The organism is Mycobacterium sp. (assembly GCF_965229105.1).
GTDB lineage: Bacteria > Actinomycetota > Actinomycetes > Mycobacteriales > Mycobacteriaceae > Mycobacterium.
Genome location: NZ_OZ245858.1, coordinates 5,870,100 through 5,883,582 on the forward strand (window position 1 = coordinate 5,870,100; position 13,483 = coordinate 5,883,582).

Annotated in this window: 15 protein-coding genes; 6 read left to right on the forward strand and 9 right to left on the reverse strand. The window is 66.3% G+C overall.

Annotation, left to right across the window (positions count from 1 at the left end):
* Positions 1–11: 11 nt before the first annotated feature.
* The gene (locus ADBZ9O_RS27640; RefSeq protein ID WP_526526392.1) at positions 12–677 is read left to right on the forward strand and encodes an aspartate/glutamate racemase family protein; all 666 of its coding nucleotides are present in this window, start codon (positions 12–14) and stop codon (positions 675–677) included.
* Here the strand turns inward: ADBZ9O_RS27640 and mftG are convergent.
* The 7 genes from mftG to mftA all read right to left on the reverse strand — a co-directional run bounded on the left by mftG (position 664) and on the right by mftA (position 7,279).
* Positions 664–2,109 carry a mycofactocin dehydrogenase MftG gene (gene mftG / locus ADBZ9O_RS27645; protein WP_526526394.1) on the reverse strand — a complete coding sequence of 482 codons (1,446 nt, stop codon included), beginning with the start codon at positions 2,107–2,109 and terminating at the stop codon, positions 664–666. The genes ADBZ9O_RS27640 and mftG overlap by 14 nt on opposite strands.
* A gap of 5 nt (positions 2,110–2,114) precedes the next feature.
* The gene (gene mftF / locus ADBZ9O_RS27650) at positions 2,115–3,527 is read right to left on the reverse strand and encodes a mycofactocin biosynthesis glycosyltransferase MftF (protein WP_526526395.1); all 1,413 of its coding nucleotides are present in this window, start codon (positions 3,525–3,527) and stop codon (positions 2,115–2,117) included.
* On the reverse strand, positions 3,524–4,309 hold the full coding sequence (mftE, locus tag ADBZ9O_RS27655) for a mycofactocin biosynthesis peptidyl-dipeptidase MftE (RefSeq protein ID WP_526526397.1): 786 nt from the start codon (positions 4,307–4,309) through the stop codon (positions 3,524–3,526). Before mftE ends, mftF begins: the two co-directional genes overlap by 4 nt.
* A 144-nt stretch (positions 4,310–4,453) precedes the next feature.
* Entirely contained in the window at positions 4,454–5,671 is a 1,218-nt protein-coding gene (gene mftD / locus ADBZ9O_RS27660; RefSeq protein WP_526526398.1) for a pre-mycofactocin synthase MftD, read from the reverse strand.
* 2 nt (positions 5,672–5,673) lie between these two features.
* Complete coding sequence (gene mftC, locus ADBZ9O_RS27665) at positions 5,674–6,870, reverse strand: mycofactocin radical SAM maturase (RefSeq protein WP_526526400.1); 1,197 nt, start codon at positions 6,868–6,870, stop codon at positions 5,674–5,676.
* Positions 6,867–7,199 (reverse strand): mycofactocin biosynthesis chaperone MftB, encoded by a 333-nt coding sequence (mftB, locus tag ADBZ9O_RS27670; protein WP_526526402.1) that lies wholly within the window; start codon positions 7,197–7,199, stop codon positions 6,867–6,869. The genes mftC and mftB overlap by 4 nt, the downstream gene beginning before the upstream one ends.
* On the reverse strand, positions 7,184–7,279 hold the full coding sequence (gene mftA, locus ADBZ9O_RS27675) for a mycofactocin precursor MftA (RefSeq protein ID WP_526526403.1): 96 nt from the start codon (positions 7,277–7,279) through the stop codon (positions 7,184–7,186). Before mftA ends, mftB begins: the two co-directional genes overlap by 16 nt.
* A 106-nt stretch (positions 7,280–7,385) precedes the next feature.
* Here mftA and mftR point away from each other — a divergent pair, with 106 nt between their 5' ends.
* From mftR to ADBZ9O_RS27700, 5 genes are all read left to right on the forward strand, one after another.
* Positions 7,386–7,991, forward strand: coding sequence for a mycofactocin system transcriptional regulator MftR (gene mftR / locus ADBZ9O_RS27680; RefSeq protein ID WP_526526404.1), 606 nt, complete (start codon positions 7,386–7,388; stop codon positions 7,989–7,991).
* Positions 7,988–9,043, forward strand: coding sequence for a DUF2332 domain-containing protein (locus ADBZ9O_RS27685; protein ID WP_526526405.1), 1,056 nt, complete (start codon positions 7,988–7,990; stop codon positions 9,041–9,043). Before mftR ends, ADBZ9O_RS27685 begins: the two co-directional genes overlap by 4 nt.
* A gap of 87 nt (positions 9,044–9,130) precedes the next feature.
* A complete protein-coding gene (locus ADBZ9O_RS27690) occupies positions 9,131–9,628 on the forward strand; it encodes an RNA polymerase sigma factor (RefSeq protein WP_526526406.1) in 498 nt (165 codons plus the stop codon).
* Positions 9,625–10,911: a VOC family protein gene (locus tag ADBZ9O_RS27695; protein WP_526526407.1), complete on the forward strand. Its 1,287-nt coding sequence runs from the start codon at positions 9,625–9,627 to the stop codon at positions 10,909–10,911. Before ADBZ9O_RS27690 ends, ADBZ9O_RS27695 begins: the two co-directional genes overlap by 4 nt.
* Positions 10,912–11,199: 288 nt before the next feature.
* Entirely contained in the window at positions 11,200–11,646 is a 447-nt protein-coding gene (locus ADBZ9O_RS27700; RefSeq protein ID WP_526526409.1) for an STAS domain-containing protein, read from the forward strand.
* Positions 11,647–11,654: 8 nt separating this feature from the next.
* Here ADBZ9O_RS27700 and ADBZ9O_RS27705 read toward each other — a convergent pair whose 3' ends face one another.
* Entirely contained in the window at positions 11,655–12,827 is a 1,173-nt protein-coding gene (locus tag ADBZ9O_RS27705) for an NAD(P)/FAD-dependent oxidoreductase (RefSeq protein WP_526526410.1), read from the reverse strand.
* Positions 12,828–12,910: 83 nt separating this feature from the next.
* Entirely contained in the window at positions 12,911–13,363 is a 453-nt protein-coding gene (locus ADBZ9O_RS27710; RefSeq protein ID WP_526526412.1) for an Rv2324 family transcriptional regulator, read from the reverse strand.
* Between the last annotated feature and the right edge of the window lie 120 nt (positions 13,364–13,483).

The following is a 13,483-nucleotide window of genomic DNA, read 5'->3' on the forward strand; positions in this document are numbered from 1 at the left end:
ACGCTGGCACGGTGCGATTACTGCTCGTCAATCCGAATACCACCGCGTCGATGACCGCCGCGATCGCCGCCAGCGCGGAGGCCGTCGCCAGGCCCGCGACACTGGTGGAGGCCACCAACCCGGTCGACGGGCCGGCCAGTATCGAGAACGACGATGACGAGCTCCGTTGCATCCCAGGCCTATTGGCACAGGTGCAGGCGGCTGCCAGTCGGCCCAGCGCCCACCGGCCGGACGCCTACGTGGTGGCCTGTTTCGGCGATCCGGGCTTGGAGCAGGCCCGCGAGCTCGTGGACGTGCCGGTTATCGGCATCGCCCAGGCCGCGATGCACGCCGCCGCGCTCGTCGCGGGCACCTTCTCAGTCGTCACGTCGATGTCGGCGACCGTGGCACGGGGTTGGGAACTCGCCAAGGCGTACACCCCGGCCGCCTGTCTCGGGGTGTACGCCACCGATATTCCGGTCCTGCGAATCGACTCCGACCCGACCACGATCGACCCCATCGGCGAGATCTGCGCGAAGGCGCTGGCGGCCGACGGCAGCCGCTCCATCGTGTTGGGCTGCGCGGCGATGGCGCGATTCGCCGAGCCACTGCGGCAACGCCTCGGGGTACCGGTGATCGACGGCGTGGTGGCGGCCACCCTGCTGGCCGAGGCGCTGGCCCCGCTCACCGCCGGATGAACTCGGCGGCGCGATGCCCGAGCATCGCCGTCGTCGCATGCGGACCACGACTGGGTATCGACGGCATGATCGAACCGTCGACCACCCACAGCCCGTCCACCCCGCGAACCCGGCATTGCGGATCCAGCACTGCGCGTGGATCATCCGCTGACCCCATCGGCGCGGATCCGCACAGATGCTGCGAGGTCGACCAGGCAGGCGGGCCTACTTTTGTTGTCGCACCGGCTAACTCGCGAGCCAGCTGGACGCCCGCCTGCAGCGCCGCAATATCGGCCGGCTCGCTGTCGTAATGATGCTCGATCCGCGGCGCAATCGCCGGATCTGCGGAAACCAGTGTGATCCGCCCCCGAGCCAACGGCTTCATCAAGGCCACGCCGATATGCGGCCAGTCCGGGTGGCCCGGCGTCCCGTCTCCGACCATCCCGACGAAACCGCCTGTGTACGGCCGGATCTCAAGGTTATCCGCCACACTGAGCACGACCTCGAGAACGGGCCGGCCGGGTGCGACCACCCAGTCGGTCGGTAGCACCCACTCGGGGTGGTCGGCGCAAAGCCACCCCACCGGGGCGGGGAGCACCACCGGAACACCGGCGGCCCGCAATGCCGACTCCGGCCCCACACCCGAGAGCATCAACAGGTGGGCCGAACCGATGGCTCCGGCGGACAGCACTATCCGGTCGGCGGTGAGTGTGTACGGCCCTTCCGGACCGACGACGTCGACCCCGCTGGCCCTACCGTCGACGATCTGGATCCGCCGGGCTCTGGTGCGGCTGCGCACGTCGAGATTCGGCCGGCCGAGTGCGGGCTGCAGGAACGCCGCTCCCGGTCCTCGCCGGACTCCGTCGACGATGTTCAGCGGTACCGCACCGATCCCGGTCGGCAGCCCATGGCCGGCCGGTTCACCATTGAGATCGGGGAGCCACCGGTAACCGGCGGACTCCGCCGCCTCGGCGAAAGAAGCTGTGCTGCCTACGAGTTCGTGAGTGCGTCGGATACGGATGGGGCCGGCATCGCCGTGATAGGGGCCGGTGTAATCCAGATCGGTCTCGATTGCCCGGAAATGCGGCAGCACGTCAGACCACGCCCAGCCCGGTACTGCCCAGTCGTGGTAGTCCTGCGGCACGCCCCGGCAGAAGTACCCACCGTTGACCGCCCCCGACCCGCCGACGGTCGCTCCCCGGACGATCGGCACCACCCGTTGCGGCGAGTCGGTGATGATGGCCTCAAACCGCGCCACCAACGGGCTGGCAGCTCCGATGGGTAGCTGCAGACCGTTCGCGGTCAGTGCGGCCACCCCGGCGTCGGCGGGCCCGAGCCCCGCCTCTATCACCCTGACCGTAGCGGCTGGATCGGCCGAAAGCTGCTCGGCCACCACTGATCCGGCGCTACCCGCACCAACGATCAGGACATCACTATGGGACGTGAATACCAATTCGGTCAGGTTCGGATCTGGGGTTTGAGCGGGCCGACATTGCGTTCCCGCACTACGCCCGTCCACAGCCCGGCACCGTAGGCCAGGTCGTCGAGGCGTTTGAGCACCAGATACGCGGTCAAGCCGATCGGCTTTGTGTCATCCTCGACGTTGCGGCGTCGGCTCAGCCAGTCGACCACCCCGTCGACGACGGCGGCGATCAGCACCACCCGCCGGCAGCGCCGCGATACGGTGGCCGCCACCAAGGCCAGCGGCCAGTAATGCCGACAGATCGCCGACGCAAGTTGCAGCGCCGCCGAGCCGATACCGCGCGCGGCGACGAAGGCGACGTCGCGGCGCTGAGCCTCTGGCACGTTCAGCGCGTTGTTGACCCGGCGACCGGTCACCAGCACCGCGACGATCGAAGCCAGATATCCCAACCGGGATCCGAGCGCCATCAGCACCCAGACCACCATCGTCGCGCCGGAGATCACCAGTGGCGCCGTCTTATCCGGGTGCCGGGTGGCCAGCGGTGCGGCCGATGTTCCGTAGAAAGCCTTGCGCGACAACCAATCGCGCAGCTCTGTTCGGTGTTCGTGGGCCACCAGTGCGATGGGTTCGTAACGCAGCCGCGCGCCCGCCTCGATCAGGCGCCAGCACAGGTCGACATCCTCCCCGGAGCGCATGGTCTCATCGAAACCACCCATCTCCTTCAGTGCTGTTGCCCGGCAGATCATCGCCGCGCTCGGCACATAGGACACCCGACCATACGGAATCACCGGGGCCTCCCGCTGCCCGAGATCCAGCGATGAGCGGACCGCTTCATAGCGTGCCACCACGTTCTCGTGCTGAGGCAGGCCGACGATTCGTGGGGCGACCAGGGCCACCGCGGGGTCGCAAAAATGGCCCAGCAGCGCTTCGAGCCAGCCTCGGCGCGGCACCACATCGGAGTCGAGAAAGGCAACGAAGTCGGTGGTGCACGATTCGAAACCGGTGTTGCGCGCGGCCGCAGGCCCTCGACTCACCGGGTGGCGGAACAGCTGGAGATCGCAGTGTGCGTCGGCGAAGTCACCGGGCACCAAGGGCGTGACTGAGCCGTCGTCAACCACGATGACCCGTAGTCCGCGTAGGACTGATACCAGGCGGATGACCCCGGATAGGTTGTTCCGCACGGGAATAACGACGGTGACGTCGCGGTGCGAGGGCCCGCCGGCCGGCCGCGGGTGCGCCACGGTCGCATCGAGCAGGGTGCGCGCCAGCTGGGCGGTGACCGCATCGTGGACTTCCAGGCGCCCCCCGGTCAGCAAAGTCTGCGCGGCCGGGGCCAGGCGTAACAACCGAGTCGGCGAGCCGCCAAGCAAGGCCGACCCGGAACCGAGCACGCGGACCCGGCGGTCGACCTGCACAGCAAATCCGTCGGGCAGTCGCGGCTGGGTCATATCAGCATTCCGTCGGCACGGGGCTGCCACCGGCCGATCCGGGCGGTAGCGCCCTGGACCATCTCGTCGAACAGGCGCGCTCCGTCGGCCGCGGTCGCCGTGGTCGGATCCCCCAGCACTCCCACCTCACTAACTGCCGCGACTCCCCCGCGGCGCATGCTCGGCATCAGCTCCGCGAGCGGAGCGCTGTTGCCAGGTCGCGACGCTTCGATTCTGACGTCCGAAGGCGAAATATATAGCAATACAGACGTTTCGGTGTGGCCTGCGTGCGCATCTCCCCCGCGTACCGAACAGGAGCACCAGCCGGCGTCGCGCCCCTCCGCCCGCAGGCGCCGCACCGCGGCCGCCAGCGCGCCGACGTTACCTCCGTGCCCGTTGACGAAAACGAGCCTGCCTGCCCAGTTGGAGGCCGATCTGCCGAACTCCAGCAACAGGTGCTCGAGCGCTTCGGCGCCGATCGAGATGGTGCCGGGGAATGCCTCGTGCTCACCGCTGGCGCCGTAGGCGATGGCAGGGGCGAGTAGGTAGGAGGCTTCTGAACCGGCCCCAGAGTTCGTGGAGTCCGGCTGCGCAAGCCCTGCGATCACCGCGCGAGCGACCGCTGATGCGATCCGGGTATCGGTGTCCATCGGCAGGTGAGGACCGTGCTGTTCGGTGGACCCCACCGGAATCACCACAACCGGCGATGTGCCTTGGCTTTGTAGCTGCATATGTAGCTCACGCGAGGTCGAGTTTCCAAGCTCGCTAGGAAGAGCCACCCGCCGATGGTAGGCCCAATTCACCTGGTGTGCCCCGATTGTTGGCGCACCGGATGATTTTCTTTGGGGCCTGCTCCGGTTGGCCCGGGCTAGGGGGTAACGCCAGTCCCGCCAGCCACGTCCGTACCACCGTTGTCCGACGCCGGACCGATGCGTCAGCGACGCGCCTCAGAGCTTGAGCTGATCCTGTCGGACTGGCTCCGAGGGCGAGGGCACACCGAGGGCACGCGTGAAGCCATCAGGAATGAGGATGTCCTCGGGACTGAGATCGTGGATCGACGCCCGACCGAGGCCGCGCAGTGCCGAGTCGATACCGCCGTGCAGAATGTCGAGGACGTTCTCGACACCGGCCTGGCCGTTGGCGGCCAGGCCCCACAGATAGGCCCGGCCGATCATCACCGCCCTGGCTCCGAGGGCAACGGCCTTGACCACGTCGCTGCCGCGCCGGATGCCCCCATCCAGCAAAACCTCGACCTGATCGCCGACCGCTTCGGCGATCGCGGGCAGGCAACGGATCGCCGCCGGTGTGCCGTCCAGATTGTTGCCACCGTGGTTCGATACCGAGATCGCCGAAACCCCGGCATCGACAGCGCGTTTGGCGTCGTCGACGCGCACGATGCCTTTGAGCATGAACGGCCCGCCCCACTCCTCGCGGAGCCAGGCGATGTCTTCCCAGGTCGGTGGCGGGGTGCCCATCCACTGCCCGTACGCGTCGAAGAACGTCGGGCCCTGTTCGCCGCGCTTGCCCTGGTTCGGCACCCGCAGGTCAGGTGGCTGGAAATTCTTCCCGAAGCTCCACAGCCACCGAGGCTTGGTGATCACCTCCGGCGACATCTTCAGCATCGTCTTGAGGTCCATCTGCTCGGGGATCGACGGGCTGCCCCAGTCCCGGCCGTGACTGAAGCTCCAGTCGGTGGTGGCGATCATCCCGACGGCCCCGGCCTCCTTGGCCCGCGCCACCCGCTCGGCGATCGCCTCACGACCACCCAGCCAGTAGATCTGGAAGAAGACCTTGCCGTTGGCGGCCACCACGTCCTCGACGGGCTTGCTGGCGAACGACGACAGGCCCATCGCGGTGCCGCGCGCAGCTGCCGCCCTGGCGACGGCAACCTCACCGTCGGGGTCGACCGCCTGGACGCCGGTCGGCGAGATGATCACCGGCATCGAGATGTCTTGGCCCATCACGGTTGTCGCCATATCGCGCTTCTCGAGTGCACCCACGACGTGCGGCGCAAAGCCCAGCTCGCTGAAGGACGCGACGTTATCGCCGACGGTGATGCCCTTCTCGCTGGCGGAGATCAGCGAGGAGTAGACCGATTTGGGCAGCCGCTTCTTCGCCCGTTGCTGGGCGATGGCGACCGTTTCGAACCAGGTATCGCGTGCCATGGTCAGACCGGACTTTCATTGCAGGCGCGCGCCGGCGGTTGGGCGGGCGGGCGCACGGACAGGGTGAGGGAAACCGGACCGGATGCGCGCTTACCGGTGCGGGAGTGGTCGACCGACGACTTCGGCTTGTCCCGTTCGGCGGCCAGTGCGGACTCGCCGTACCCCTGAACGCATTCGGGATCGGGCCCGTCCAGCGGCAGCCCGGTGAAGAACTTGGCGGCCATACAACCGCCCCGGCAGCTGTCATAGTGCCCGCAGCTACCGCACGCCCCTGCCGACTGCGGCTCGCGCAGTTCGCGGAACAGCTCGGAGTTCTGCCACACGTTTTGGAAACCGTTATCGGAGAGGATGTTTCCGGCCAGGAATTGATCGTGAATGGCGAACGGGCAGGCGTACACATCGCCGACCGGGTCGATCAAGCAGACCACCCGGCCCGCGCCACACAGGTTGAGGCCGGCGAGCGCGCCCGGCTCACCTAGCCCGGACAGGTGGAAGAAGGAATCGCCGGTGAGGATCCCGTCGCCGCGGGCAACCAGCCAGTCGTACAACTGCACCTGCTGGGCAGCGGTGGGGTGCAGCTCGTCCCAGACATCAGCGCCGCGTCCCGACGGCCGCAGGCGGGTGATGCGCAACGTGGCACCGTAGCGGTCTGCCAGTGCTTTGAACTCGTCGAGCTGGCTGACGTTGTGCCGCGTGACGACCACCGAGATCTTGGCGTCCTTGAAACCGGCGTCGGCGAGGTTCTCCAACGCCTTGATCGCCATGGCGAAGGAACCGGGGCCACGGACCGCGTCGTTGACGTCGGCGGTGGCGCCGTCGAGCGAAATCTGGACATCGACGTAATCGCTGGCCGCGAGCTTGGCGGCGACCTCGGCGTTGATCCGGACACCGTTGGTGGAAAATTTCACGCCGACGTGATGGGCGGTGGCGTAGTCGACCAGCTCCCAGAAGTCCGGGCGCACAGTCGGTTCCCCGCCGCCGATGTTCACGTAGAACACCTGCATGCGTTCCAGCTCGTCGATGATGTCCTTGCATTGCTGCGTCGACAGCTCGCGCGGATCGCGCTTACCCGAGGATGACAGGCAGTGCACACACGCCAGGTTGCACGCGTAGGTGAGCTCCCAGGTCAGGCAGATGGGCGCGTCGAGACCATGTTCGAACTGATCGACAAGCCGGGGTACCGGCATCGTTGACGTCATGAGTCCTCCTTCAGAACCAACATGTGCGACGCGGCGAGAACACCGAACGCATGAACATAGGGGGCCAGCTGGGCATCGTCGACACCCGCTGCGCGACAGGCGGACCGAATATCGTCGTGGTCATCCAAGGACTGGATGATCTCGAGGATGGTCCGGTTCTTCAGGAACGACAGTTTGCGGGTACCGAAGTGGTACAGCAGCGCGCCGAATGGCTCCGGCCGCACCGCGACCGACGGGTGCAGACGCCACCCGCGGTCCGGATCGAAAGACCCGGAAGTTGTGACTTCGGGTGCGGCCGGGGCGGTGCTCACGGTCAGTAAACCCCGCACATGCCGTCGATGGACACCTCTTCGACGAGGGACTCCGTGACAAGCTCGGTATCAGTACTGACCTGCTGATCGTGATCCATGATGAGACTGCCTTTCGTCGTGTGACACTCGACACATCGAGTGCGTGCGGATCAGAATATGGCATCGAGTGCCAGAAGGAAAGAGGGTTCGTGAAAATGAGGCGGCATGACTCTTGAAACCAGTCCCCGACTGGGACGACGCCCCAGCACTACCCGTGGCCATATCGCCGACGTGGCCATCGGCCTGTTCAGCGCCCGCGGGTTCGACGCGGTCAACGTCGACGATGTCGCGGCCGCCGCCGGGATCGCCCGTCGCACGGTGTTCCGCTATTACGCATCGAAGAACGCAATTCCCTGGGGAGACTTCGACGTTCACCTCTCCGACCTCCAGGATCTGCTCGACGCGGTCGATGAGAAGGTGTCGCTGCGCGACGCCCTACGTGGGGCACTACTGGCGTTCAACACCTACAGCCCCGACGAAGCGCTGCGGCATCGCGAGCGGATGCGGGTGATCCTGGAGACCGCCGAGCTACAGGCCTATTCGATGACGATGTACGCCGGTTGGCGCGAGGTGATCGCCGGCTTCGTCGCCCGGCGTTGCGGCCTGCAAGCCGACGACCTCGGCGCTCAGGCCGTCGGGTGGATGATGCTGGGGGTCGCCCTGGCGGCTTACGAGAATTGGCTTGCCGATGCCACCGTGGCACTACCGGACGCGATCGGCGAAGCATTCGACGCCGTCAGTTCCGGATTGGACGCACTGGAGCGTCGATGACTACGGCCATGATCGAGGTGTTGCGTAGACAAGGCCGGATCTGCGCGTCGCTGGGCTCGCCCATGTACGGCGAGTTACTCGACCGCATCGCCGACGATGCCGACGCCGGCGGGGCATTCGCCGATGTGCTGCGCGGCCACCAGGACGACCCCATCGGCTCGGCTATCGCGTTACGCCTGATCGGCGGACTGCATCGGCTGGTCTTCGAAGGCCGGGCCCCCGAGCTGGCCCGGTGGTACCCCAGTGTGGGTGGCACCTGGGACATCGCCGGGGCGTGGGCCGATATCACCGCCGCCGCGACCACGCACCACGACCGGTTGCGCGCGGCACTGGACACCGTCCCCCAGACCAACGAAGTGGGTCGGTCGGCCGCGCTGATCGGCGGCCTGCTTCGTCTCGTTGCTTCCAGGGAGACCCGATCCCCCATGCCGGTAAGGCTTTTCGAAATAGGGGCCAGCGCCGGATTGAACCTGCGTGCAGACCAATATCTCTACCGCTACCCCGACGGCCAATGGGGTCCGGAGGGCTCACCGGTGGTGATCGACGACGCCTGGCACGGCCTGCGTCCCCCGCAGATACCCCTGCGGATCGTCGAACGCCATGGCTTTGACATCGCGCCGGTGGACGCCGCCAGCGACGATGGCCGCCTGACGCTACTCAGTTATGTGTGGCCGGATATGCCGGTTCGGCTGCAGCGACTCCACGGCGCGATCGATATCGCCCGGCGGGTACCGGCCGGGCTGGACCGAATGTCCGCAGGTGATGCCGTCGCCGGTCTGCGGCTGGTTCGCGGCACGCTGACAGTGCTGTGGCATTCGATCATCTGGCAGTACTTGAGCGACGACGAGAAGGCCGCTGTCACTGCACGCGCCGGTGAACTCGGCGAACGTGCCGATACCGCAACACCCTTCGTCTGGCTGAGCCTCGAACCGCTCCGCCGGACACCGGGGGGCCGGAACGAATTCCTGGTACGGGCCCGCTGCTGGCCTGAGCACACCGACGAGATCCTGGGCACCTGCTCACCGCATGGGCCGCCGGTGGTCTGGGAATGACACCCATCCAGAGCTCAGTTCTGACCCGAATCAAAAAGATCGGGTCGAACCCGTCGGAGTTTGGCCGCGGACAGCGACGATAAGGGTGTGGATGCGCCGCGGGCCCTTCTTGAGCTGTACGACGAGGCGCTGCCAGCGGTGTACGGCTATTTCGTTCGCCGCTGTGGTGACCGCGGAACCGCGGAGGACCTGACCTCGGAGACCTTTCTGGCGGCGATGGATGCTGCCAGGAAACCGGATCCGCCGCCGATCTCGGTGCCCTGGCTGATCGGCGTGGCCCGACACAAGTTGGCCGATCACTACCGTCGGCGCTCCGACCGGTTCACCACCCCGGTCGCCGAAATACCAGAAATGGTTGATGCCGAGGACAACTGGGATGCCGAACTCGATCGCATCATCGCCGAGAGTGTGCTCGCCCAGCTGTCCGAATCGCATCGCACGGTGCTGGCTCTGCGCTATATGGATGACCGTTCGGTACCCGAGTGTGCCCGGGTGATCGGCCGCACGGTGCACGCCACCGAGGCACTTCTGGTCCGGGCTCGCCGGGCCTTCCGAGCGCAGTACCCGGAAGGAGGCACGTCATGAGCCCACTCGACGATCGCGACCCGTTGACCGTGCTGGCCGGTGACGACCTTCCGATCCAGCCTGACCCGGCGTTCGCGGCGCGGTTGCGTCGACGCCTGGAATCCGCGCTGAACCTGCCCGCAGGAACCGAAGGAGTAACGATGAGCGGTACGCAAGAAGCCCTCGACGAACTGAGCACCGACGCCAGCGCGACCGCCGTGCCCCGGCCCGCCGCTCTGCCCTACCTCACCGTCGCCGATGCCAGGGCCGCTATCGCCTGGTACATCGCCGTCTTCGGCGCGGTGGTGGTCGACGAGCCGATAGTGATGGACGACAACCGAATTGGACATGCCGAGTTGGGTATCGGCGGCGGGGTGCTCTACCTGGCCGACGAATTTCCGGAGCTGGGCCTTCGCGGCCCGACCCAGGGAACCGCGTCGGTCAGCCTGATGTTGCCCGTGGCCGATACCGACGCCGCGCTGGCACTGGCGCGCGACCGGGGCGCCACCGTCGTGCGGGGCGCCGCCGATAACCACGGTGCCCGCAGTGCCATCGTCGTCGACCCGTTCGGTCACCGGTGGATGCTTTCGGGGCCGCCGACCGGCACCTCCACGCGCATCCAGCACGGCGATATCGGCTACGTGTCGGTATGGACGCCCGACGCAGACCGAGCCGCAACGTTCTACGGGCACGTCCTTGGCTGGACCTACGATCGCGCGACACATCGGGTCACCAACACCACGCTCGCCATCGGCATCTCCGGAATCAACAGCCACCGCACGCTCTTCTGCTGCTACGCCGTCGCCGACCTGCCCACCGCCAGTGCGGCCATCATGGCTGCGGGTGGTGCGGTCGCCGAACCCCAGGACATGGGCTTTGGCATCATGCTGGCGGCGACGGACTCCCAAGGTGCGCCCTTTGCCATCTACCAGCCGACGGGCGACGTCGCCCGACCTGAGCTCAATGGTGCTGGCCCAGGCGAACTTTCGTACATCACCTACGAGGTGGGCGATTCCGCGCCATTCCGAGAGTTCTACAGTCGGGTGCTGCACTGGAGCTTCGAGCCGGGCCGGGTGCAGGACGGGTGGGCGATTTCACCGGCCCACCCGATGGGCGGAGTGGCCGGCGGCAGTGCGGCGCCGATGACGGTGCCGATGTGGACGGTCACCGATATCGGGGCCGCCATCCACCGGGTGCGGGCGGCCGGCGGTACCGTCATCTCCGAGCCGCAGCAGCAGCCCTACGGATTGATGGCCGAGTGCGCCGACGATCAGGGCTCGCGGTTCTACCTCGGTGAGTTCTGACCGCTGACACCGAGAGGTTGACAACGGAATTCGTTGCCGAAACCTGATATGGCGCCGCGATCCGCATCACAGCAGTGGAGATTTTGGGTAAATCCGAAGCTCACAACGCACAGTTGACTATCGCTACGGAATTGGTCCGCAGGTGCGGAATTCGTACTAAAGTAGGTCCCGGTTGAGCTTGCAGCCGTGGGTCGTCTGCCATCACCGCACCTAATTGGTACCCGTCGAGTCCAAGTGTCACGATAGCCGACCCCGAAAACGTTCCCGCACAACGATTTAGGGGGTGCCATGACAGTCGTCGGCACCATCAGACTGTACCGGCCGGCACCGGAGTCGATCAGCGAACCGGAGCAATGCGGCCGGGCGACGTTCACCGTGTGCCATCCCGGCCCCGGTCGGATCCACATCGACGCCTCCGGGGAAATCGACGCCGTCAACGGTCGCGCGCTCGGCCGCTACGTCGAGCGTCATACCGGCATCTCCCGACAATTGATCCTCGACCTACGCACCGTCGACTTCTTCGGCAGCCAGGGTTTCACCGCGTTGTACTACATCAGCGTGCACTGCGCTCGAAGCGATGTCGATTGGGTCATCGTCGACAGCCCGCCAGTGCGCAGGGTCTTGCAGATCTGCGACCCACATGGCGAGTTTCCGGTCGCGGCACAGTTCGACGCCGCGGTCGACCGCCTGGACCGACTTGCCCTCTCACGTCAGCGCACCCACTCGACCGGATAGAGCGCGAGTCAGCCCAGCACGTCGGAAATTGCGGCACCTGCGGCGATCTTGGCGCGCGACTTCATCACCTTGCCCGGCATCCCGCCTCCGACGACACCGACAAATACGCCGTCACGTTCGTAGTACGCCAGGAACTTTCTACCGTCGTCCTCGACGATATGCACGATGTCGTCGGCTTCCGGCTCGCCGAGGCACTGGATTTTGACGTCGTACTGATCGCTCCAAAAGTACGGCACCACGATCACCTCGGGTGGTTCCTGGCCGAGAATCACCGGCACCAGGACCCGGGCCTGCTCAGCGACATTGCTCCAATGCTCAACGCGCGCTTGATGTCCCGTTGCGTCTCGCCATGATGCGACGTCCCCGAGCGCCCACACGTGCGAGGCGCTGGTTTGCCCGACGTTATCGCAGATGACGCCGTTGTCGACATCGATCCCGGTGCCTTCCAGCCAGTCGGTGTTCGGGCGGGAGCCGATACCGACGACCACCAGGTCGGTCTCCACCTCACTGCCGTCGGTCAGCACGACCTTGCGGACATGGGTATCGCCGACCACCTCCGCCACGCCGATGCCTAGGCGGACATCCACCCCCTCTTCGCGATGCAGCCTGGCGATCAATGCGCCGATCTGCTCGCCGAGCACCGAGGCCAACGGTGCCGGTTGCGGTTCGATGATCACCACGTCGACGCCGAGTCCGCGCAAGCTGGCCGCCACCTCGCACCCGATGAAACCAGCGCCGATCACCACGGCCCGATGCGCCGAGCCGGCATGGGTGCGCAGTGCCACGCTCTCGTCAAAGGTCCGCAACACCCTGATGCCCTCGAGGTCAGGGAAGGACGGGATGCGTCGCGGTACCAGACCCGTCGCGATGATGAGGTCGCCGTAGCCCAGCGTGGCGCCATCGGCCAGCGTCACCGTCTTGGCGTCGATGTCGACTCCTGTGACGGCCGAACCCAGCATCAGTGTGATGTTGTTGTCGTCGTAGAACTCGCGGGGTTTGAGCGTGACGTTTTCGACCTCACCGCGGAGCACGTCCTTCGACAGCGGCGGCCGATCGTACGGTAGATGGATCTCGTCGCTGACGATCGTGACCGGGCCCGCGTACTCGGCGCGGCGCAGTTGCTCGGCTGCCCGCGTGGCGGCCAGTCCCCCACCCACAATGACTATTCCCGTTTGTTCCACGGGAGCTTCTTACACGATCCACGAGACTGGCGGTCTACCACCCTGCCCGCAGGGATCGTCGCAAGCCTTTTCCGGCCCTGGTCTCACCCTTCCGGCCGCACCCTGTCGATGATGTTCGAGAGCACCACAATGCTCTCGCTGCGCTCGATATCGGCACTGGAGCGGATCCTCTCCAATGCCGACTCCAGATGCCGCATATCGCGGGCGAGCACATGCAGAATCGCATCGGACGTGCCCGTCACCGTTGCGGCGCTGACTACTTCGGGGATGTCCACCCAGGCCCGGCGCAATTCGTCAGGAGCGATGGTGCCGTGGCAGTAGACCTGCACGTAGGCCTCGGTGCTCCACCCGAGGGCGTTGCGGTCGACCACGGTGGTGAATCCGCGGATCACGCCGTTGTCCAGCATTCTGTCCACCCGGCGTTTGACGGCCGGTGCAGAGAGATTGACCCGCTCACCGATCTCGGCGAACGTTGCGCGCGCATGCTCGCCCAGCTCGGACAAAATCCGTTCGTCGGTGTCATCCAGGCGATCCATCGGGCTCCTTCAGTCGCTGCCGCAACAAACTGCCAGATTCGGCCGTCTGGCGCAAGGAATCGCGCCTAGACACGCAAGAAGTGGCGATTGATTGCACAATTATGGGCGAATACCATCTAT

Excerpts from the sequence above, each read along its gene's own strand:
- mftF (WP_526526395.1), bottom strand. The coding sequence starts at position 3,527 with ATGACCCAGCCGCGACTGCCCGACGGATTTGCTGTGCAGGTCGACCGC.
- mftD (WP_526526398.1), bottom strand. The coding sequence starts at position 5,671 with ATGGCACGCGATACCTGGTTCGAAACGGTCGCCATCGCCCAGCAACGG.
- mftC (WP_526526400.1), bottom strand. The coding sequence starts at position 6,870 with ATGACGTCAACGATGCCGGTACCCCGGCTTGTCGATCAGTTCGAACAT.
- mftA (WP_526526403.1), bottom strand. The coding sequence starts at position 7,279 with ATGGATCACGATCAGCAGGTCAGTACTGATACCGAGCTTGTCACGGAG.
- mftR (WP_526526404.1), top strand. The coding sequence starts at position 7,386 with ATGACTCTTGAAACCAGTCCCCGACTGGGACGACGCCCCAGCACTACC.
- ADBZ9O_RS27685 (WP_526526405.1), top strand. The coding sequence starts at position 7,988 with ATGACTACGGCCATGATCGAGGTGTTGCGTAGACAAGGCCGGATCTGC.
- ADBZ9O_RS27695 (WP_526526407.1), top strand. The coding sequence starts at position 9,625 with ATGAGCCCACTCGACGATCGCGACCCGTTGACCGTGCTGGCCGGTGAC.
- ADBZ9O_RS27700 (WP_526526409.1), top strand. The coding sequence starts at position 11,200 with ATGACAGTCGTCGGCACCATCAGACTGTACCGGCCGGCACCGGAGTCG.
- ADBZ9O_RS27710 (WP_526526412.1), bottom strand. The coding sequence starts at position 13,363 with ATGGATCGCCTGGATGACACCGACGAACGGATTTTGTCCGAGCTGGGC.